The organism is Sphingomonas jinjuensis (assembly GCF_014197105.1).
Classification (GTDB): domain Bacteria; phylum Pseudomonadota; class Alphaproteobacteria; order Sphingomonadales; family Sphingomonadaceae; genus Sphingomonas; species Sphingomonas jinjuensis.
Genome location: NZ_JACIEV010000004.1, coordinates 17,991 through 39,335, shown reverse-complemented (window position 1 = coordinate 39,335; position 21,345 = coordinate 17,991). Strand labels below are relative to the sequence as shown.

At 69.8% G+C, this 21,345-nt stretch carries 12 protein-coding genes; 4 read left to right on the top strand and 8 right to left on the bottom strand.

What is annotated here, in order from left to right; translation table 11 throughout:
• Positions 1-170 precede the first annotated feature (170 nt).
• Positions 171-2,522: a TonB-dependent receptor gene (locus GGQ80_RS07755; RefSeq protein WP_343050939.1), complete on the top strand. Its 2,352-nt coding sequence runs from the start codon at positions 171-173 to the stop codon at positions 2,520-2,522.
• A gap of 413 nt (positions 2,523-2,935) precedes the next feature.
• Here GGQ80_RS07755 and GGQ80_RS07750 read toward each other — a convergent pair whose 3' ends face one another.
• From GGQ80_RS07750 to GGQ80_RS07735, 4 genes are all read right to left on the bottom strand, one after another.
• Positions 2,936-4,186: an MFS transporter gene (locus tag GGQ80_RS07750; protein WP_183983476.1), complete on the bottom strand. Its 1,251-nt coding sequence runs from the start codon at positions 4,184-4,186 to the stop codon at positions 2,936-2,938.
• Positions 4,187-4,236: 50 nt separating this feature from the next.
• A complete protein-coding gene (locus GGQ80_RS07745) occupies positions 4,237-5,259 on the bottom strand; it encodes a LacI family DNA-binding transcriptional regulator (protein WP_183983474.1) in 1,023 nt (340 codons plus the stop codon).
• Positions 5,260-5,428: 169 nt separating this feature from the next.
• Entirely contained in the window at positions 5,429-6,205 is a 777-nt protein-coding gene (locus GGQ80_RS07740) for a DeoR/GlpR family DNA-binding transcription regulator (RefSeq protein ID WP_183983472.1), read from the bottom strand.
• Positions 6,202-7,716 carry a glycerol-3-phosphate dehydrogenase gene (locus GGQ80_RS07735; RefSeq protein WP_183983470.1) on the bottom strand — a complete coding sequence of 505 codons (1,515 nt, stop codon included), beginning with the start codon at positions 7,714-7,716 and terminating at the stop codon, positions 6,202-6,204. Before GGQ80_RS07735 ends, GGQ80_RS07740 begins: the two co-directional genes overlap by 4 nt.
• 119 nt (positions 7,717-7,835) lie before the next feature.
• On the opposite strand from GGQ80_RS07735, the gene glpK reads away from it, so the two are divergent.
• Together glpK and tpiA are read left to right on the top strand one after the other, a co-directional pair.
• Positions 7,836-9,329 (top strand): glycerol kinase GlpK, encoded by a 1,494-nt coding sequence (glpK, locus tag GGQ80_RS07730; RefSeq protein WP_183983468.1) that lies wholly within the window; start codon positions 7,836-7,838, stop codon positions 9,327-9,329.
• Positions 9,326-10,051 (top strand): triose-phosphate isomerase, encoded by a 726-nt coding sequence (gene tpiA / locus GGQ80_RS07725; RefSeq protein WP_343050938.1) that lies wholly within the window; start codon positions 9,326-9,328, stop codon positions 10,049-10,051. The genes glpK and tpiA overlap by 4 nt, the downstream gene beginning before the upstream one ends.
• 166 nt (positions 10,052-10,217) lie before the next feature.
• Here the strand turns inward: tpiA and pbpC are convergent, their stop codons facing one another.
• Positions 10,218-12,341 carry a penicillin-binding protein 1C gene (gene pbpC / locus GGQ80_RS07720; RefSeq protein ID WP_183983466.1) on the bottom strand — a complete coding sequence of 708 codons (2,124 nt, stop codon included), beginning with the start codon at positions 12,339-12,341 and terminating at the stop codon, positions 10,218-10,220.
• Positions 12,342-12,429: 88 nt separating this feature from the next.
• Positions 12,430-18,201: an alpha-2-macroglobulin family protein gene (locus tag GGQ80_RS07715; RefSeq protein WP_183983464.1), complete on the bottom strand. Its 5,772-nt coding sequence runs from the start codon at positions 18,199-18,201 to the stop codon at positions 12,430-12,432.
• Positions 18,202-18,366: 165 nt separating this feature from the next.
• Here GGQ80_RS07715 and GGQ80_RS07710 point away from each other — a divergent pair, with 165 nt between their 5' ends.
• Positions 18,367-18,855, top strand: coding sequence for a homogentisate 1,2-dioxygenase (locus tag GGQ80_RS07710; protein WP_183983462.1), 489 nt, complete (start codon positions 18,367-18,369; stop codon positions 18,853-18,855).
• Positions 18,856-18,913: 58 nt separating this feature from the next.
• Here the strand turns inward: GGQ80_RS07710 and GGQ80_RS07705 are convergent, their stop codons facing one another.
• Positions 18,914-19,327 carry a hypothetical protein gene (locus GGQ80_RS07705; RefSeq protein ID WP_183983460.1) on the bottom strand — a complete coding sequence of 138 codons (414 nt, stop codon included), beginning with the start codon at positions 19,325-19,327 and terminating at the stop codon, positions 18,914-18,916.
• Positions 19,328-19,382: 55 nt separating this feature from the next.
• The gene (locus GGQ80_RS07700) at positions 19,383-21,161 is read right to left on the bottom strand and encodes a calcium-binding protein (protein WP_183983458.1); all 1,779 of its coding nucleotides are present in this window, start codon (positions 21,159-21,161) and stop codon (positions 19,383-19,385) included.
• Positions 21,162-21,345 lie beyond the last annotated feature (184 nt).

The following is a 21,345-nucleotide window of genomic DNA, read 5'->3' as shown; positions in this document are numbered from 1 at the left end:
ATAAAGGGAAGACAGAAAAGATGGTGGGGGCAGCAGCTTTGATCGGGCGCACCGATCGCGGCGGCTCGCTAATCTACCACGATGGACATGCTGCCCGTTCAGCGGAGGAGAGATACAAGATGATGCATCACGGTCCCCGAATCGCGCGTTTTCTGGCCGGTTGCGCCTGCGTGGCGCTTGCCGTTCCCGCTGCCGCGCAGACTGCCGGCGGCGCCCCCGACCAGACGATGAGCCCCGCACCGGATGCCGGCGCGACCGCCGCCGCGCCGGGCACGGCCGCACAGACCGAGGATGCCGTCACTACCGGCGACATCGTTGTCACCGCGCAGAAGCGTAGCGAGCGCCTCCAGGACGTGCCGCTCGCGGTGTCCGTCATCGGCGGTGGCGCGCTCGAGGCGACCGGGCGGCCCAGCATCGAAAGCGCGGTCAACCTCGTCCCGGCGCTCAACTTCTCCAAGTCGGGCACCACGCTCAACCAGTCGCTGTTCCTGCGCGGCGTCGGCACCACCACCTTCTCGATCGCCGGCGAGCCGTCGGTCTCGGCGATCGTCGACGGCGTCGTCTATGCCCGTTCGGGCGAGGCGTTCGGCGATCTCGTCGACATCGAGCGGCTCGAAGTGCTGCGCGGCCCCCAGGGCACGCTGTTCGGCAAGAACGCGTCGGCCGGCGTCATCAACGTCGTCACCGTCCAGCCGGGCCAGAAGTTCGGCGGCTATGTCGAGGGGCAATATTACACCAACGGCGACGAGGCGCGCGTTCGCGGCGCGGTCGACATTCCGCTAAGCGAAGACCTGCTGACCCGCTGGACCGGCTTCTACGGCCGGTACGACGGCAACATCCGCAACCTTGCCACCGGCACGCGCGTCAACGGTTACGAGCATTACGGCTTCCGCGGCCAGGTGAAGTGGATGCCGTCGGCCTCGACCACGATCGCGCTGATCGGCGACTATCACCGCAACGACGACGATTGCTGCGCCGAGGTGATCGGCACCGGCCCGCTGACCGGCGCCGGCGTCGGCTTCTCCAGCCCCGTCTTCGCCGTCCTGCCGACCCCGCGCGGCAACGAGACGCGGGCGATCAACCAGAATCTGGTGACGCGCACGAAGGAGACGGGTTGGGGCGTGTCGGCGCAGATCGACACCGAGCTCGGCAACCAGACGGTGACCAGCATCACCGCCTATCGCGACTATCGCAACACCGAGATCCGCGACGGCGACTGGTTGCCGACCGCCTATGTCGGCTTCCCGCAGCTGCACGACAACGGCCCGCAGACCGGCAACACCTTCAGCCAGGAGCTGCGACTGACGTCGCCGTCGGCGCAGTTCCTGTCCTACGTCGTCGGCCTCTATTACTCGCGCGCGGAATCGGAGCGGATCTTCTCGCGCTCGGTCGTCAGCTGCGGCACCGCGGCGCCGGCCACGCTGACCCCGTGCGGCACCACGGGCGCGCCCGCGATCACGACGCCGTTCGGCACCGCCGATTTCGGCTCGGTGTTCAAAAACATCGCCGCCTTCGGCCAGGCCACCGCCAACTTCACCGATCGCTTCCGCTTCATCGGCGGCCTGCGCTGGACCGCCGACCAGCTCGACGTCTTCCACAGCCGCACGACGACGCTGGCGGGCCCCGGCATCCAGCCGAGCTTCCCCGTCACCGCGACCGGCACCGGCACCCCCGCGACCCAGTTCCGCGGCAAGGCGACGAACACCAACGTGTCGGGCAAGGCGGCGCTCCAGTTCGACCTGACGCCGGAGATCGTGGCCTATGGCGGCTACACGCGCGGCTATAAGGGGCCGGCGTTCAACGTGTTCTTCAACCTGACCGCGACCGGCACCAACGTGATCGCGCCGGAAACGTCGAACAGCTATGAAATCGGCCTGAAGAACAACTTCTTCGGCGGCCGGCTGACGCTGAACCTCGCCGCCTTCTACGCCAAGTACGACAATTTCCAGGCGAACAACCCCGATCTGGTCGCCGGCGTCGTCGTCACCCGCTTCACCAACGCGGGCCAGGTGTCGACCCGCGGCGTCGAGGCGGACCTGGTGCTTCGCCCCGCCACCGACTTCACCATCTCGGGCGGCCTGGCCTATACCGATGCGCGCGTGAACCGCTTCTTCCAGGCGCCGGGCGCCGCGGCGACCGCGATCATCCCGGCCGGCACCTCGCTGCCGTTCGCGCCGAAGTGGAAGGGGTCGCTCGGCGCCGACTATCGCTGGCGCACCGGCGGCGCGATCGACATTTTCCTCGGCGCGCAGGGCAATTACCAGTCGAAGCAGCTGTCGCTCTTCTCGCCCGACGCGGTCCAGCGCCGGCTGGGCACGATCGAAGGCTATGGCCTGGTCAACCTGTCGGCGGGCGTCGGCGACCGCGACGATCGCTTCCGCCTGACCTTTCAAGTGCGCAACCTGTTCGACCAGAGCTTCGCCGCCGCGATCGCCAACGGCGGTCCGGCCGGCTCCTACCGCTACCAGATCCCGCGCGATGCCGACCGCTATTACGGCGTGACGGGGCGCGTGAACTTCTAAGCCGCTCTCTTCCCCGACTGACCCTCTCGGCGCCTCGCGCCGGGAGGGTTTTCTTTTGCTCTCGCGAAGCCGCGAAGACGCGAAGAAGATTGGTTCACGCGGCGACCCGAAGGCGCGGAAGGAAGAGCGCACTGGCGCCCATCTCCCTCCTCCGTCATGCCGGACTTGATCCGGCATCCATCGATCCGCGTGCGGCTCGACCTTCGAGGCGCGCGATGCTCGCCATCGGCAGACCTCGACATCCTAGGGTTGTTTCCGATGAGCCGAACTTGGCGACTCGACCCCGTGGACACCTTCAACCCAGATCACTCCGTCAGAAGCCCGGCGGACGGATGGATGCCGGATCAAGTCGGCATGACGGATGGGGGGGGGCCCCAAACAATCTTCGCGTCTTCGCGCCTTCGCGCGAAAAACTAGTGCCGCACGATCCCCTCGCGAGCCACCCCAGGCTCCGCCAGCGTCAACCGCGGTACCAGCAGCTGGATCAGCGCCAGCGCCACCAGATACGAACACCCGCACACCACCAGCAGCGGCAGGTAGCCATAGCCGCGGTCAAGCGAGAAGCCCGCCGCTTCGATCATCGCCATGCCCGACAAATTGCCCGCGAATGCGCCGATCCCGATCGCCGTCCCGATCATCCGCGCCGGAAAGATATCGGCGGTCATCCCGAACACATTGGTCGAAAAGCCCTGGTGCGCGAACAGCGCCATGCCCAGCATCAGCGCCGCGACCCACGGGTCGCTCGTCTGCAACACCAGCGGCACCGGCAGGATCAGCAGCGCGTAGAGCAGCATCGATCCCTTGCGCGCGCGATCCATCGGCACGCCACGCGACAAGAGCCAGGTCGGCAGGATGCCGCCGCTCAGCGATCCCAGCGCCGCGAGCGTGTAGACCAGCGCGATCGGCACCCCCAGCTGGCCTTGCGACAGCCCGAACACGCGGTGAAACAGGTCGGGCATGAAGAACAGCAGGAACCACCAGCACTGGTCGGAAAAGACCTTGGCTGCGATCACCGCCCATTGCCGCCGGTCCTCCAGTAGCGACAGCCACGGCACCCGCTCGGCGGGGGCATCGGGCACGGCGGCATCGGTCCGGCTCGTCCGCGGCGTCACCGCCAGCCAGGCGACGACCCACACCAGCCCCGCACCGCCAGCGATCAGGAACGCCGCGCGCCAGCCAAGCCACAGCGCCAGCGGCGGGATCGACAGCGGCGCCACGACCGCGCCGAAATTGGCCGCCATGTTGCCGATGCCCAACATCAGCGTGCGCTTTTCCGGCGGGAAATAGGTCGCGGCGGTCTTCACCTGCGCCGGTGTGCCGATCGATTCCGCCACGCCCAGCGCCGCGCGTGCCGCGACGAAGCCGCCGACACTCGCCACGAAGGCGTGGGCCATCCCTGCGATGCTCCACGTGGCCACGCCGATCGCGAAGCCGCGGCGCAGCCCGATGCGATCGATGAACCAGCCGGTGCCCAGGAACGCGACCGCCGCGCTGAACTGGAAGGCGGAGGCCATGTGGCTGTAATCGCGGTCGGTCCAGCCGAACTCGCCCTGCAGCATCGGCTTCAGCAGCGCGATGATCTGGCGATCGACATAGTTCAGCATGATGGCGACGAACGCCAGCACGACGATCGCCCATTGCCGTGTCCCGATCCGCTCGCTCACCGGCCTCTCCCTTATTTAAGACAACGGTGTCACAGGTTCGGTCCTCGCGGTCAAGCCGCTGGCGGCGCGGTGGAGTCGCGGATCACCAGTTCGTGCGCCACCCGCTGCTCGCGCAGGCCCTCGGGATCGAGCAGCAAACCCGCCGCCGCCGCGGCACAATCGCGCACCGGCTGGCGCACCGTCGTCAGCGCCGGCCATACCACCTGCGCCAGCGGCGCGTCGTCGAAGCCGGTGACCGACAGCTCACCCGGCACCGCGATCCCGCGCCGGTGCGCCGCCGCCAGCACCCCGGCCGCCAGATCGTCGCTCGACGCCGCGATCGCGGTCGGCGGCTCCGCGAGGTCGAGCAGCGCATCCGCGCCCGACTGGCCCGACGCGAAGTCGAACTGCCCCTGGCGGACATAGTCCAAATCGACATCGACCCCCGCCGCCGACAGCGCGCGCAGGTGCCCCGCCAGCCGCTGCCCGGACGCCGCATAGCTGCGGTCGCCGACGATGAAACCGATCCGCCGATGGCCCAGCGCCAGCAGATGCTGCGTCATGTCGAACGCCGCCTGCTCGTTGTCGATCAGGACCGAGGGCGCGTCCGATGCCTGACCGCCGGGTTGCAACCGCACGAAGGGAATGGCGCGGCGCTCCAGCTCGTCGATGACGCGATGATCGTCGCAGGCGGGCGGCGCCAGTACCAGCCCATCGGGATGCGCCTGATCGATCAGCGCGACGATATCCTCCAGCAGCGTCGGCGACGCGCGGTCATAGGGCTGCGCGATCATCCGCACCCGATCCTGCGCACAACGCTCACGCACCCCGGCTTGGATCTCGTAGACGTACCAGGGATTGGGATTGTCGCAGATCAGCGCGATCTGGTGCGACCGCCCGCCCTTCAGCGCGCGCGCCGCCTGGCTCGGCTGGAAGCCGATCTCGGCCATCACCTCGAGCACGCGCTTGCGCTTGTCTTGGCTGACGTATTGCTGGTCGTTGATGACCCGCGACACCGTCTTGATCGACACCTCCGCGATTCGCGACACGTCCCGGATCGTCGGGCGTTTCGCGGGCGAGGGGGGGATGGTCATGCGCCCGGCATAGGCAAAGGGGGAGGGCACACGCCACCCCAAAAGCATAGCCCACCGTCGCCCTACTCCCTCCGTTCGTCCTGAGCGAAGTCGAAGGACGGGCCACAAGCGCTGACGCCTGCCCCATGTGCTTCGACTGTGCTCAGCACGGACGGGGGAGGGCTCTATCTCAAGCCGATGTCTCCACCAGCCGCACCCCAGCCGCCGCGCAGGCCGCGCGAAGCTCCGGCCCCGCGCGATCCGTCACCAGATCGTCGATATCCCCCAGGTTCCCGACCCGAACCGGCGCCGCGCGCTCCATCTTCGACGAATCGACCGCCAGGATCACCCGCCGCGCGTTGCGGATGATCGTCTGCGACACCCGCACCTCGTCGACGTCGAAATCGAGGAAGTCGCCGCCCGGCTCGATCGCCGAGGCGCCGATCAGCGCGACATCGACCTTGAAGCCGCGGATGAAGTCCATCGCGATCGCACCCACCACCGCGCGGTCGGGCCGCACCCGGCCGCCCGCCGCGATCACCTCGATCCGCGGCACGTCCGCAAGGATGTCGACGACGTTCAGGTTGTTGGTGATCACCATCAGGTCGCGGTGATCGGCGAGATGCCGGGCGATCGCCTCGGTCGTGGTGCCGATGTTGATGAACAGGCTCGCGCCGTTGCCGACCAGCGCCGCCGCCGCCGCGCCGATCGCCGATTTGGCCGCCACCGCGATCCCGCGTCGCTCGGCATAGGCCAGGTTGTCGATCCCTGCGGTCGCCACCGCGCCGCCGTGGACGCGGGCGATCAGCGCCCGCTTTTCCAGCTGCGTCAGGTCCTTGCGGATCGTCTGCGGCGTGACGCGCAGCGCCTCCGCCAGCGTCTCGACCGACACGCTGCCCTCGGCGCGCGCCAGCTCGACGATCCGCGCCTGGCGCGCGGCGATGTCGGGCGGTGCCGCCTCGTTCATGCCGCCAGCGGCAGCGTCGCGGCGAGGTGCGCGTCGATCCGCTCAGGCGTGCCCGGCGGCACGTGGAGCCCCATCTTGCTTCGCCGCCACAAGATGTCTTCAGCCGACCGCGCCCATTCGTGGCCGACCAGATAATCAACCTCGGCCCGCGTCAGCCCGCCGCCCAGGTCCGGCCCCAGATCCTCGATCGTCCGCGCCGTGCCCAGGATCGCGCCGACCCGCGTGCCATAGGCGCGTGCCAGCCGCCGCAGCAGCGCCGTCGGCATCGCCGGATAGCGTGCCGCCAGCCCGTGCAGGAACCCCTCGAAATCGGCATTGGCGATATCGCCGCCGGGCAGTGCCGCGCCCGCCGTCCACGCCGTCCCCGCATCGGGCATCACCGCCGCCAGCTCGCGCATCGCATGCTCGGCCAGCTTGCGGTATGTCGTGATCTTGCCGCCGAAGATGCTCAGCATCGGCGCGCGGCCCTCGCCCGCATCCAGGTCGAGCACATAGTCGCGCGTCACCGCCGACGCGCTCGCCGCCTTGTCGTCGTAGAGCGGCCGGATCCCCGAATAGCTCCAGACGATCTCGCTTTCCTCGACCGTCCGCTCGAAATAGCGCCCGATCGTATCGAGCAGGTAGCGCGTCTCGCCGGCGCCGATCGTCGCCTTGCCCGGCGCTTGTTCCCACGCCTCGTCGGTCGTCCCGACCAACGTGAAGTCGCCTTCATAGGGGATGGCGAACACGATCCGCCGATCGTCGTTCTGCAGCATGAAGGCATGGTCGCCCTCGTACAGCCGGGGCACGATGATGTGGCTGCCCTTGACCAGCCGCACGCCCTTGTCGTCGCTGGTCGCGCCGGCCCGGCCGAGCACGTCGGCGACCCACGGCCCCGCCGCATTCACCAGCACTCGCGCCGTCACCTGCCGCTCGCCGCCCTCGGTGGCGAGCGTCGCCACCCAGCGATCCGCCTCGCGCCGCGCCGACACCAGCCGCGTGCGCGTCGCGATCGTCGCCCCCTTCGCCGCCGCGTCCATCGCGTTGAGCACGACCAGCCGCGAATCCTCGACCCAGCAATCCGAATAGACGAACGCCTTGCCCGCCCTTGGGGAAAGCCCCGCGCCATAAGGGGATGCGGCGAGCGAGACCGTGTCGGTCCCCGGCAGCTTCTCGCGACCGCCCAGATGATCGTAGAGGAACAACCCCAGCCGCACCATCCAGGCGGGACGCGGCGACTGGTTCTGCGGCAGCACGAAGCGCAGCGGCCAGATGATGTGCGGCGCCATGTTCAGCAACCGCTCGCGCTCGATCAGCGCCTCGCGCACCAGCCGGAACTCGCCATATTCCAGATAGCGCAGCCCGCCGTGGATCAGCTTGGTCGACGCCGACGAGGTGTGGCTGGCCAGATCGTCCTGCTCGACCATCAGCACCGACAGCCCGCGCCCCGCCGCATCGCGCGCGATCCCCGCGCCGTTGATGCCGCCACCGACGATCAGCATGTCCACCGTCCCGCTGGGCCACATCACCATCGTATCCATCCTTCCCATGATCGCCGACGCCTCTACCACGGCCAGCAGCAAAACGAAACACTTGACCTTCTAACGAAACAGACCATGGTTTCGTTCGAAATATAATGATGGAGAGACACGTGGCCAAGCCGCACCTGTTGGTCATCGATCAGGGCACCACCTCGACCCGCGCGATCGTGTTCGATGCCGAGGCGCGTCGCGTCGCGATCGGGCAGCGCGAATTCCCGCAGCAGTATCCCCAGGCCGGCTGGGTCGAGCATGATCCCGAGGACATCTGGCGCGACGCGCTCGCGACCGCGCGCGAGGCGCTCGACAAGAGTGGCGTCGCCGCCACCGGCATCGCCGCGATCGGCATCACCAACCAGCGCGAAACCGCGGTGGTGTGGGACCGTGCGACCGGCGAGGCGATCCACAACGCCATCGTCTGGCAGGACCGCCGCGGCGCCCCGCGCTGCCAGGAGCTGCGCGCCGAGGGTGCCGAAACGCTGGTCGCCGAGCGCACCGGCCTGCTGATCGACCCCTATTTCAGCGCCACCAAGATCGCCTGGATCATCGACAACGTGTCGGGCGCGCGCGAGCGGGCGGAGCGTGGCGAGCTGGCGTTCGGCACGATCGACAGCTTCCTCCTGTGGCGGCTCACCGGCGGGAAGGTCCATGCGACCGACGTTACCAACGCCTCGCGCACGATGCTCTTCGACATCCATCGCCAATGCTGGGACGACGAGCTGTGCCGCCTGCTCCGCGTGCCCCGGGCGATGCTGCCCGAGGTTCACGACAACGCGCATGTCTATGGCACCACCGCGCCCGACCTGCTCGGCGCCGCGATTCCCGTCGCGGGCATGGCGGGCGACCAGCAGGCTGCGCTGTTCGGCCAGGCGTGCTTCGATCGCGGCTCGGCCAAGTCGACCTACGGCACCGGCTGCTTCATGCTGCTCAACACCGGCGACGAGGCGGTGGCCTCGAAACATCGCCTGCTGACCACGCCCGCCTATCGCCTCGACGGCAAGGTCACCTATGCGCTCGAAGGCTCTATCTTCGTCGCCGGCGCCGCGGTAAAATGGCTGCGCGACGGTATCGGCGTCATCACCCACGCCAGCCAAACCGACGACATGGCGACCCGCGTTCCCGACAACCACGGCGTCTACATGGTCCCCGCCTTCGTCGGCCTCGGCGCACCACACTGGGACGCCGACGCGCGCGGTGCGATCTTCGGCCTGACGCTCGGCGCGACCCAGGCGCATCTCGCCCGCGCCGCGCTGGAGGCGGTGGCGTTCCAAACGATGGACCTGATCGACGCGATGGCCGCCGACAGCGGCACGCGCCCCGCCATCCTGCGTGTCGACGGCGGCATGGCCGCCAACGACTGGCTGTGCCGCTTCCTCGCCGACATGACCCGCGCCAGCGTCGAGCGGCCGTCGGACCTGGAAACGACCGCTCGCGGCGCCGCCTTCCACGCCGGGCTCGCGACCGGCGTGTGGTCGGGGCTCGACGAACTCGCGCGCCTCTGGTCGCGCGAGCGCTGCTTCGATCCGCAGATGGACGAGGCGGCGCGAGAGCCGCTGGCCGCCGGCTGGCACGACGCCGTCCGCCGCACGCTGAGCCACCCCGCGTGACGCCCTATGTCGTCGGCAATTGGAAGATGCACGGGCAGGGGGCATCGCTGCCGACGATCTCTGCGATCGCCGACGCCGCCGCCGAGACTCCGCACGTCGACATCGCCCTCTGCCTTCCCGCAACGCTGATCCACCGCGCCGCCGCCGCCGCCCCGACACTCGCGATCGGCGGCCAGGATTGTCACGCCGAAACCGAGGGCGCCCATACCGGCGCCGTCTCCGCCGCGATGCTGCGCGACGCCGGCGCCTCGCTCGTCATCCTCGGCCACAGCGAATGCCGTGCGGCCGGCGACACCGATGCGCAGATCGCCCGCAAGATAACGGCGGCACAGGCGGCGGGGTTGGACGTGATCCTCTGCGTCGGCGAAACCGACCGCGGCGGCGATACGACCGACGTGGTCGTCGCCCAGCTGCGCGCGTCGCTGCCGCCCGGAGCCGGGTCGCTGACGATCGCCTACGAGCCTGTCTGGGCGATCGGCCAGGGCATCACCCCCGCGCCCCGCGACGTCGCCACCATCGCCGCCGCCGTGCGCCGCGAAGCATCCGACGCCCGTATCCTCTACGGCGGCTCGATCACCGCCGACACCGCCGCGGCGATGGTCGACCACGGCAACGTCGACGGCCTCCTCGTCGGCAAGGCCAGCCTGTCGGCCGACAGCTTCACCGCGATCGTCGAGGCGGTGAACGACCTCCAACGGATCGGAATGACGTCGTCGCGCTGAAGATTTCGCGCGAAGACGCGAAGGCGCGGAGAGCCACGCCTCGCCGCGATAGCGGCGCTTCGTCAACTGCGTTATATGGGCCGAGCCTGCGGCAACGCGTACGGCAATTCTCCGCGTCTCCGCGCCTCCGCGTGAAAATACCCTTCGCGGCTTCGCGTGGACAAAATCACCGCACCGTAAACAACACCCGATCGACCACCGCCCCACCCGGCGCCACCAGCCGCAGCCGGTGCGCCCCCGGCGTCGGCATCAGCTGCACGACATGATCCGCCGACCCCAGGTCGATCGAATCCATCATCACCCGATGCTCCGCCGCCGCGCCGGTCACGCTCACCGCCAGCCGCTGCCGTGCCGGCGGGATGTCGGGATCGAGCGCATAGACGCTGCCCGCCACCGGATTGGCGAAATGCGGGCGCCGGGCCTCGGGCGGTGCCGCCGCGATCAGCGACTGGCCGGTGCCGCGCAGGAACCATTCGCGCCGCGGTTCCTCGCGCCGGTCGGCGAAGGCGATCGCCCGCGCCTCGATCCCGGCCGGCGGGGCAGGGGCCGCATCGGGCGAGCGCCCCGACAGCGCGATCATCACGTCGCGCCAGACGGGCGCCGCGCCGCTCGTCCCCGACACCGCGCGCATCGGATCGCCCTCGGCATTGCCGATCCACACGCCGACGGTGTAGCGCGGCGTGAAGCCGATGCACCAATTGTCGCGCATAGCCTTCGACGTCCCCGTCTTCACCGCCGCCCAGAACGGCAGCCTGAGCGCACTGTCGAGCCCGAACGTCGCCGCACGCGCATTGGGATCGGCCAGGATGTCGCTCACCAGCCACGCCGCCTGCGAGGTCACCATCGCCCGCGCCGCCGGCTCCGGCGTCCCCGCCACCAGCCGCAGCGGCGACCAGCGCCCGCCCCGCGCCAGTGCGCGATAGGCGGCGACCTGCTCGCCCAGCGTCACCTCCGCCGATCCCAGCGCCAGGCTGAACCCGTAATAGGCGCCGTCCTCGACCAGCCCGCGATAGCCCAGGTCCCACAGCCGGTCGCGAAACGGCTCGACCCCGACCAGCAGCAGCGTCCGCACCGCCGGCACGTTGAGCGATCCCGCCAGCGCGGTGCGCGCCGACACCGGCCCCTTGAACCCGCGGTCGTAATTCTGCGGCACGTACAGCCCCGATGCGGTGTCGAGCTGGACCGGCGAATCGTCCAGGATCGACGCCGGGGTCAGATAGCCGCGCTCGAACGCCTGGGCGTAGAGGAACGGCTTCAGCGTCGACCCGGCCTGGCGATAGGCATTCGCCTCGTCGGCGGCGGGCGCGGTCGATGCGCCGCCGATGCCGCCGACATAGGCGAGGACGTCGCCGCTCGTATTGTCGACGACGATCACCGCGCCGTCGCGCGCCCGCGTGCCCCCGAGCCCCAGCAGCTGCCGCCGGAGCGCCGCGATCGCGAGCCGCTGTACCCGCGCATCGAGCGTCGTCGTCACCCGAAGCCCAGCCTTCGTCAGCAGCCGCGCCGACAGGTGCGGCGCCAGCCCCGGATCGAGCGCCAGGCTGCGCGCCGGCCCCAGCATCGACGCCGCCTGCCCGGCGAAGCGCGCGCAGTCCCTGCCGCCGTCGAGCGCACACGCCCGCCGCGCGATCCGCGCCGCCGATCCCTGTGGGTCGGGCAGCAGCGCCGCCAGCAACAGCGCATCGTCGCGGTCGAGGCTGGCGGGCGTCTTGCCGAACAGCCCCAGCGCCGCCGCGCCGATCCCCTGCGCCTCGCCGCGATAGCCCGCGAGGTTTAGATACGCCTCGAGGATCTGGTCCTTGCTCCAGCTGTCTTCCAGCGTCCGCGCGGCGCGGATCTGGCGCAGCTTGTCGATCCACCCACGCGCGCCGGGCCGGGCGAGGTCAGGCGACAGGAAGCCCGCCACCTGCATCGACAGCGTGCTCGCGCCGCGCGCGCGATGCCCCGTCGCCCGCGCCTTGGCGGCACCGCCCAGCGCCCACCAGTCGACGCCGCCGTGTTGGGCGAAGCGATGATCCTCCGCGCGCACCACCGTCTCGCGCACCACCGGCGCGATCTGGTCGAGCGGCGTCCACGCCAGCCGCCGCCGTGCGAAATCGACCCTCGCGCTGTCGATCAGCACCCCGTGGCGATCGTACAGCCACGCCTCCGACGCCCGCCACCCGGCCCGCGTCGCCGCATAGGAGGGCAGCGGCGGCGGCAGCGTGATCCAGTCCGCCAGCGCGACGACGACGGCGACGAGCAGGATGACGACCGGCGCCAACCAGCGCTTTGGCAGGGTGATCCCCATTCTTACATCACTCCCACCCCGGCGAAGGCCGGGGCCCAGTTGCGGGCCGCTCATGACTGGTCCCCAGCCTTCGCCGGGGTGGCATGAATCACCGCTGCCCCACCGTCACCGCCGCATTGGGCACCGCTGCGCGGATCGCCGGCGAATACATCGCCTCCACCACGCTCGGCGGCAGCGAGAAGCGCCCGGCGCCGTTCAGCCGCACGGTATAGCTCATCACCGTCTTGCCGCGCGGCATCCAGGCGAAATAGCCGCGCCACGCTTCGCGCCCGCGCTCGACATAGCTCGGCGCGCTCGCATCCTGCGGCCCGCCCTCGGCCAGCATCGCCGATTGCCCGCCCAGCGCGCCGACGATCGTCGCCCCCGGTGGCACCGGATCACTTACCACCACCCAGCTCCGCTCCGCCGACGCCTCGACGGTCAGCGTCACGCGCAGCACGTCGCCGCGCGTGAACCGACCCGGCACCCGCGCCTGCACCACCGTCACCTGCTTGGTCAGCCGGTATCCTGCGAACAGCGGCTGGCGCAGCGGCACCGCCGCCTTGACCGATACCGTCGCCCACGGCCCGTCGCCACCCGCCTGGCGCAGCAGCAGCGGCGTCTGCCCGGACGGCAGCGCGAAGCTGGCGACAACCTTTGCCTCGGCGAGCGGCCAGCCCTTCGCCACCTGCCGCCCCGCCAGCGACAGTGTCGTCGTCCCCTGGATCGCCTGCGCCGGATAGGCAGCGGCGAAGCGGCGGACGAGCAGCGCGCCCCACGCATTCGCCGGCGTCGTGTCCCAATGCCCGCGCTGCTGGCGCGATGCCACGCCGACCATCATCTTCGGCGCCTCGTCCTGCCATCCGGGCCGCCCGACCGCGACGCTCGCCGCCTTGATCGCCGCCTCGTCGCCCGACTGCATCAGCCACCAGGCGGTACTGCCCGCATCGGTCAGGTCGAGCCGCGTCCCCTCGTACACCAGTCGCGACCGCAGCACGGCCTCCGCCTGCGCCCGCTGCGGCGCCGCGCCAAGCCGGTCGAGCGCGACGATATAGTCGGCGAGGTTCGCGGTCGGCATCTCCGCCGGCGCCATCCCCATCTGCCCGATCATCGCGGGCGTCGCCGCGCCCGCACGCGCCAGCGCGGTGAAGGCGGCGAGCTTCTGCAACCGCACGTCGCCATAGTCTTCGCTGCGCAACCGCCCGTCGATCACCGACGTCAACGCCTGCACCATCCGCCGCTTCGGCTCCTCGGGCAGCGGCCAGCCGGCCTCGGCGGTCACCGCCAGAACGTAGGACGTCAGCGCCTCCGATCCCCGGATCAGCGGCGAGGGGAAGTATCGTAGCAGGCCATTCTCCGCCTGATAGGTCGGTATCTCGCCGGACAGTGCCCGCCACCCGGCGAGATCGTCGAACACCACCTGCCGCGACAACTGCTGTTCGAAACAGTCGTAGGGATAGCGCGCCATATACTCGCGTACCCCCGCCATCGGCGGCGCCAGCGTATCCGCCAGCCGGACGTCGACCGACCCTCGCCCGGCAAGCGCGCCCACCGGCGGCGCGATCGGCACCTGCGTATCGGCACCCACCCGCATCAGCGCCTGCGCCCACACCTCGACCGGCACCGCCGGCACGACGTCCTGCGTCACCGTCACCCGATCTGCCGCGCGGCCATCGGCGGCGCGCGCCGACACCTGCCAGCGCAGGTTGGTCAGCCCTGCCGGCACGCTCAGATTCCATGCTACCGGCACCGCGCCACCCGCGGGGATCGTCACCGTGATCGGCCGTCCCTGTGCCACCCTGGGGCTCAGCTCTGCGGTCGCGGTCACCGTCATCGGCTTGGCCGATCCGTTGCGCAGCGTGAAGCCCGCCGCGAACCAGTCGCCCGCGCGCACCAGCGGCGGCACGCCCGGATAGATCGACAGATCCTGCCGCGTGCGCACGCTCGTGCTGCCGGTGCCGTACAGCTGCGCGCCATCGGTCGCGATCGCCACCAGCTTGAACGACGACAGCGCGTCGGACAGCGGCACCATCACCTTGGCGCGCCCCTGCGCGTCGAGCGGCAGGTGCCCGCGCCACAACAGCACCGGCTGGAAATTCTCGCGGTTGAGTGCCGCCGCCGCATCGCCGCCACCGCCGCCCGCTTCCACCGCCTTGCGGCCATAGTGGCGCTTGCCGACGACCTGCATCTGCGCGGTCGCGGTCAGCACCGACAGCGGCCGCTCGCCCATCAGCGCGGTCAGCACGTCCCAGCTGTCATTGGGCGACAGCTGCAACAGCGCCTCGTCGACCGCGACGAAGGCGACGTCCGCCGCCGCCGCCGGCTTGCCGTCTGGCGCGCGCACCTGCACCATCACCGCAGCGCTCTCGCGCGGGCCATAGGCAGGCTGAGCGGCCTTCACCGCGACGTTCAGCCGATGCGCCTCCCAGCCCACCTTCACCTTGGCGATGCCGAGGCGATAAGCGGGCTTGGCGAGATCGACGAGCGCGGTCTGTTCGGGCGCCGGCTCGCTTCTGGCGACCAGCCCGATCTTCTCGGCGATGCGCCGGAACCAGCCGCCCCAGCCGGGCTCGATCCGCCCGCGCACCGCCATCACCGAGACATAGACGTCGGGCGCAAAGCTTCCCGGCATCTTGACCTCGACCACCGGATCGCTGCCGCTGAGGTCGGTGACGAAGCTCGACAGCACGCCCTCGCGCTCCACGGTCACCAGCGCGGTCGCCTTGCGGAACGGCATCCGCACCTGGAAGCGCGCGGTCTCGCCCGCGGCATAGGATTGCTTCTCGGGCACCACGTCCATGCGGTCGCCATTGTCGCCGCCGAACCACCAGGCGTCGTCGCCGACCAGCCAGGTCGACGTCACCGCGCGCGCGACTTGGCCGTCGTCGTCGGCCGTCGTCGCCACCGCGAACACCTCGCCCGACACCCCCGGATCGATCCGGCACGTCGCCAGCCCCAGTTCGTCGGTCGTCGCGGTGCAGCCCTGCGCCAGCTTCGTCGTGCGCACCTGATTGTCGTAGGCATAGAAGCCGCCGATCAGCCGCCGCCGCGCCGTCAGCACCTCGCGGCTGTACAGCGCGACATTGATCTTGCGCCCCTTCAACGGCTTGCCGTCGAGCCCCAGCGCCACGAAGCGCAGCCGAAGGTCGTCCTGCTTCATCAGCCAGCCATCGGTGCGGATGCCCAGCTGCACCGCCGACGGATGGATCGGGATCAGCTTCGACGCGGTCAGCACCTCGCCATCGGCGTCCTGGTAATCCATCTCGACGCGCATGTCGGTCAGGCCGTCGAGCGCCGGCACGTCGATGCTGGTCCGCGCCGTGCCATCGGCGCCCAGCGTCGCCGGCAGCGTCTGCGTCGGTGGCAGCGGCGAGGCTTCGTCGTCGCCGCCATTGTCGAGCGCAGTCACCCCCTCGGTCACGGGACGCCCGCCGAAGCTGTAGTTGTCGTACCCCTCGGGCGTGCCGCTGTGCCGGAACCAGCCGACCCGCAGGTCGACCGGCAGGTTCGCCGCGCCGCCGCCGGACAGATACCCGACGAACAGGTCGAGCGGCAGCGACTTGGGGACCACCGCCGGCCTGTCCGGCCCGGTCACGGTGGCGCGCATCGTTGGCAAACGGAACTCGTCGACCTCGAACGACTGGTCGCTCGCGATCGTCCGGCCTTCGACCGTCACGGTGAGGTCGTAATCGCCCATCGGCGCCCCCTTGGGCGCGGTCCAGCTCGTCTCGCCATTGCCGCGGCCGTCGATCGTCAGCGGCAGCTCGAACCGCGTGTCCGACCCGCGATGCGCCAGCGTCAGCGTGCCCTTGAACCCCACCGGAATACGGAAGCCCGCGCCGACGGCCTGGCGCAGGATGTGCTTCATGTGGATCGTCTCGCCCTGGCGCAGCAGCGTCCGGTCGAACACGGTGTGGAGCTGCTCGCCCGGCGCCGAATAGCCATAGGGCAGCTCGAAGTCCCACGGCCGGATGCCGTCGCCCCAGCTGGTCAGCGCGAAGCTGAAATCGTCGCCAGCGCGCGCCGACACCATCAGCGGATGGTTCTCGCCCTCGCAGCTGCCATAGGTTTCGGGCGCGGGCAGTCCCGGCGCGGTCAGCACGCCGCCGCTCCTGTCGGTGGTGCCGTGCATCAGCTTGGCGCCGGTGCAGCTGTCGGTGATCGTCACCAGCGCGCCCGCTACCGGCCTGCCGGTGTCGAGCGACGTCACCCACGCCAGACTCCGCTCGCGCCCCCATTTGAAATGCACCGCCATGTTGGTGACGAGCGCCGCCGTCGCGACGTAGCGCGGCGCATCGCGTCCCAGCAGCGCGCGGCCCAGCACCGGGCTCGCCAGCTCGACGACGTAGAAGCCGGGCTTGCCGAGCGGGATGCCGACCACTTCGAAATCGCGCCCCTTGCCCGGCAGCGGCACAGACAGCGCCTCGCCGATCCCCGCAGGCAAAATCGAGCGCGCACCGGTGTTGTTGGTGCTGCGGATCACCTCGCCATCATCGTTGCGGACGGTGTCGATGTCGTCCTCGCCCGCCTTGTCGACGGTGCGCAGCCAGCGCGCGACCTCGCCGTCGTCGCTGCCGACGCGCAAGGTGCGCCCGCCGACGCCGATCCGCTTGCCCTGCAACGCCGGCTCGACCGCGCGCACCGTGACCGGCAGCACGCCGCCCTGCTTCGCCTCGAGGATGCCAAAGTCGGCTGCGAACTTTACCAGCGGCGGCGCGCTGTCGAAGCGGACCGCCAGCGGAAAGCGCGCGGCGTTGGTCAGTGCCCGCCCGCTCTCATCGCGGACGTTGGCGGGCAGGATCACTTCGGCCTTGGTGGCGAAGGGCAGGGGCTTGGCAAAGCTGACGTCGCTCAGCGTCGCCTGGTGCTGCTCGTCCTTCGACAGCGTCGGCGCGATCTCGCGCCCGTCGGGCAGGCGGATGCGCACCGCCGCCGCCATCGCTCTCGGCACCTTGTCGCTGAAGCGGACATAGGCGGGCTCGACCGGATTGCAGCCGGCCGCCGCATTGATCCGCGAGCATTCGAAGCGCGCGGTAAAGGGCTTCCTCACCTTGAAATCGAACCGCTGGTCGGCGCCCGCGACCTTGCCCGACTGGCCGGTGATCCTGCCCGACCACACCAGCGCCACATCCTGTCCCGGGGGCAGCGGCCGGCGGCACTTCACCGCGACGACATTGGCCAGCGCCTTCGCCCGCGCCGCCGCGCTATCGCCCGCGGGCAGCTTGGCGCTCTGACGAAAGCGCATCGCCGCGTCGGGCTTCAGCAGCGCGAACGGCACCAGCGCCTTGTCGAGGAAATAATAAGCGTCGTAATCGCTGCTGCTCATCGCGGTGAGGAGCCTGGCCGGGACGTCGGCGGGCAGCACGTCGACCGGGATCTTCTCACCGATCCCCTCGACCGCGCAATAGGCGTTGGCGGCGATCGACTGGCGCAGCGCGGGGACGCTGGTCGCGATCAGGAAGGTCTGCTCCTCCTCGATCTGCGTGCCGCCCGCATCGGGCAGGATCGATCGCACCACCGGCCCGCCGGCATCGATCTCGAACTTCGTCTGGCCGGTCAGCGTGTAGCCGCCGACGCTCTTCAGCCCCGGCACCGCCTCGAAACTGCACTTCTGCGCCCCGTCGAGCGGCGCGGCGAATTCATAGACCCAGGTCTGCTGGTCGACCCAGCGCCCTTGCCCCGCGCAATCGGTCTTCATCGGTGCCGCGGCGCGCGGATCGCCCAGCGGCACCATCGCGACGTTGAAGCGAAGCGTGAACCGCTCGACCGCGCCGTCGCCGACGCCCGGCTGCGCCATGATGACTTCCGGCGAGGCGCCCCCGAACGCCGCCACCGGCACCATCAGCGCCGCCCAAGCCGCCAACCAGCGCCGTGCCGCCATCACACCCTCCCCGACAGGTGGCGCGAGGGTAATGGCGTGCGAGAGGAGCGGCAATGGTCGGCGTGCCCTTCGATGCCGATCGAAAATCCACCTCGCGGCGCAGCCAGACCTGGGGCATGCTCCGCCATCACGCCGCCGCCGATGCGGCCCCGAAGGAAAACGACGATGACGATAGCCGGATTGATCCTCGCCCCGCTGCTGGCGCTCCAGGCGGCTCCGGCCTGCGCCACCGTCGCGGCGCCGCCGCCCGAATTGGCGGGCTGGTCCGCGGCAAGGCCGCTTCGTGCCGGGACGAGCGGGGAGGGCGCTCCTGCCGTGACGCCCGGCACCGCGGCCGACATACAGCTGCGTCCCACCGCCCAGCTGCGCTACCCGGTCGCCCCCGCCAAGCCCGGTGCGGCAGCAACCGCCGGCGGAGTCTTCTCGCTCACGATCGACCGCGCGGGCCGCTATCGCATCGCGCTGGGCGCCGGCGCATGGGTCGATGTGGTGCGCGACGGCGCGGCGCTGGCGTCGGTGGCGCATGGCCACGGCCCGGCCTGCAGCGGCGTTCGCAAGATGGTCGATTACGACCTCGCGCCCGGCCGCTACCTGATCCAGCTCGCCGGCAGCACGACGCCGACGATCAGGCTGATGGTCGCCCGCCTGCGCTGAAGCCGCGTCACCGCCCGGCTAGCGAAACGAACGCGGCGCCCGGGCGCCCCTTCGGCGCTCAGTGCGGCTTGGGCCGATCCGCCCCGTCGCGCGGCTGGCCGAGCCCGCCCGCCCAGCGCTCGAGCGCCGATGCGGCAAAGCCCATGATTTTGGCCATCTCCGGCGGCACCGATGCCTGCGCCGTTCGCGTGCCCGGATCGCCCGGCTTGGCCTCGCCGGCGTCGGTCCTGGGCGGCGCCGGGGGCACGGGCGGGACCGGCGGCACCGGCGCCTGGGGTGTCGCGCCCGTCGCGCGCCGCGTGCCGCTGATCGCATCCGCCGCCATCCGCAGCCCGGTCGCGATCACCTGACGACCTTCGGGCGTCCCCGCCTGCCGCATCACCAGCCCCGCCAGCCCGGCCAGCGGCAACGCACCCGCCTTGGCGCCTGCGCCCTCATGGCCGTGCTTGTTCTTCTTGTGCTTCTTGCCCATGCCGGCCTCCGTGTGTGTCGTAGGAAGATAACACACGAAGGCGCGGCTTCAAGGGTCAGCTCGGCAGGTCGGACACCGGCGGGATGACGACGAAACTGTTGACGTCGAGTTGCGCCGGGTTCTGGAACGTCGCGATCAGCACCGCGGCGCCGGCCCCGTTGCCGTCGGCATCGTAGAACAGCCGTCGTCCGGCCTGGTCGAAGATCAACCGGTCGTCGGCATCGAGCGCCGCCGTGCCGGTCACGAATTCGCCCGCCGTGATGCCGCCGCCGGTCACGGCCGCGAACACGTCGCTCGCGAGGCCGATGCGATCGACGCCCGCCTGGAAATCGAGGATGACGTCGCTATTGCCCGCCGAGGGCGCCGTGGTGAAGGCGAACACGTCCGATCCGCTTCCCCCGACCAGCAGGTCGTTGCCGCCGCGCCCGTCGATCGTGTTGTCGCCCGCATTGCCGACGATCGTTTGGCTGACGTCGTTGCCGATCAGCACCAGCCGCTCCGTCCCCGACAGATTCTGTGCGGTAAAGTTCTCGATGCTGGCGTTGCTGCGCAGCTGATAGCTGACGCTGGTGACGACGGTATCCGTGCCCTGACCGGCATTCTCGACGATCGTGACGCTGCTGTCGCCGACCGCATAGGTATCGTCACCGAACAGCCCGATCAGCGTGTCCTGGCCGGCCGATCCGCCGTTCAGGATGTTATTGCCGTAATTGCCGATGATCAGCTGCGTCGCGTAATTGCCGATCAAATTGATCGCGTCGTTGGCGGCCTGCACCACCGTCGACAGCACCTCGACCTCGTTGGCCCCCAGGCTGTAGCTGACCGTCGCGAAGACCGTGTCGACGCCGCCGCCGTTCGCTTCGATCACCTGGTCGCCCATCGAACGGACCTGATACGTGTCGTTGCCGCCAAGCCCGATCAGCGTATCGCCGCCACCCGCCCCCGACAGGATGTTGGCGCCATCGTTGCCGACGATCGTCTGGGCGTCGGGATTGCCGGTGATGTTGATCGCATCGGTGCCGCTCGCGGCCTGGATCGTCTCGACCGAGCTGCCCGCGTTGAGGACGAAGTTGGACGCCGCGACCGACACGGTGACGACGTCGGCGCCCTCGCCGGCATTCTCGAACACCACTGTCCGCACGCTGTCGACGACGTAGCGATCATCGCCGCGCAGGCCGATGAGAACGTCGTTCTGATCGCCCGAGCGCAAAGTGCCGCCACCGATCAGCGTGTTGTTGCCGTAATCGCCGACAATGACCTGGGCGTAGCCATTGCCCGCCAGCGCGATCGTGCTGGTGGCGCCATTGGCCGATGTCGACAGCACCTCGACCTCCGCATCGGCGGCGAGCGTGTAGCTCACCTCGGCGAAGACGGTATCGCGCCCTTCGCCGGCCACCTCTGTCACCACGTCGCCTATGTTGTCGACGACGTAAGTGTCGTTGCCGAGCCCGCCCGAAAGAACGTCGGCCCCCGCCCCGCCATGCAGCGTGTCGTTACCCGTTCCGCCGTCAAGCAAGTCTGATCCGGCGAAACCGAGGAGATAATCGTCGCCGCTCAATCCCTGCATATAGTTGGCGCCGTCGTCGCCGCGCAGAATATCCGCATCCCCGGTTCCCAGGAAGGTCGTCAGTGGCGTAAGCAACGTCACCTTGCCCGAGTCGGCATCGGTGACGACGATTGCACCGCCGTCTTGCGAGACCAGGAGGGCGTTGCCGTAGCTATTCCGGCCACCCGACCAAGTCGTCAGCGCCGGCGACTGGTATCGGGCGATCTCCTGGAAGGTCTGCGTCGTGTACTTGACGACGGCCGATCCCGTTGAAAATCCGGAAAACACCGCGTAGATAAAGGACCCGGTCTTATCGACGCTCAGTCCGGTGAGTTGGTCGAAGCCCGACGGATTGAGATTGACCGAGCGGAGATATTTGACGTTCAGGTCATATATATTGATCGTTTGACTGTAGATGCCCTGAAAGATGAGGCCGGCGGCATCGCTGATCGCCTGTACGCCGAAGTTAAAT

Bases quoted from the DNA above. Each gene is read 5' to 3' on its own strand.
- GGQ80_RS07745 (WP_183983474.1), bottom strand. From the start codon at position 5,259: ATGACCATCCCCCCCTCGCCCGCGAAACGCCCGACGATCCGGGACGTG.
- GGQ80_RS07740 (WP_183983472.1), bottom strand. From the start codon at position 6,205: ATGAACGAGGCGGCACCGCCCGACATCGCCGCGCGCCAGGCGCGGATC.
- GGQ80_RS07735 (WP_183983470.1), bottom strand. From the start codon at position 7,716: ATGGTGATGTGGCCCAGCGGGACGGTGGACATGCTGATCGTCGGTGGC.
- pbpC (WP_183983466.1), bottom strand. From the start codon at position 12,341: ATGGGGATCACCCTGCCAAAGCGCTGGTTGGCGCCGGTCGTCATCCTG.
- GGQ80_RS07715 (WP_183983464.1), bottom strand. From the start codon at position 18,201: ATGGCGGCACGGCGCTGGTTGGCGGCTTGGGCGGCGCTGATGGTGCCG.
- GGQ80_RS07710 (WP_183983462.1), top strand. From the start codon at position 18,367: ATGACGATAGCCGGATTGATCCTCGCCCCGCTGCTGGCGCTCCAGGCG.
- GGQ80_RS07705 (WP_183983460.1), bottom strand. From the start codon at position 19,327: ATGGGCAAGAAGCACAAGAAGAACAAGCACGGCCATGAGGGCGCAGGC.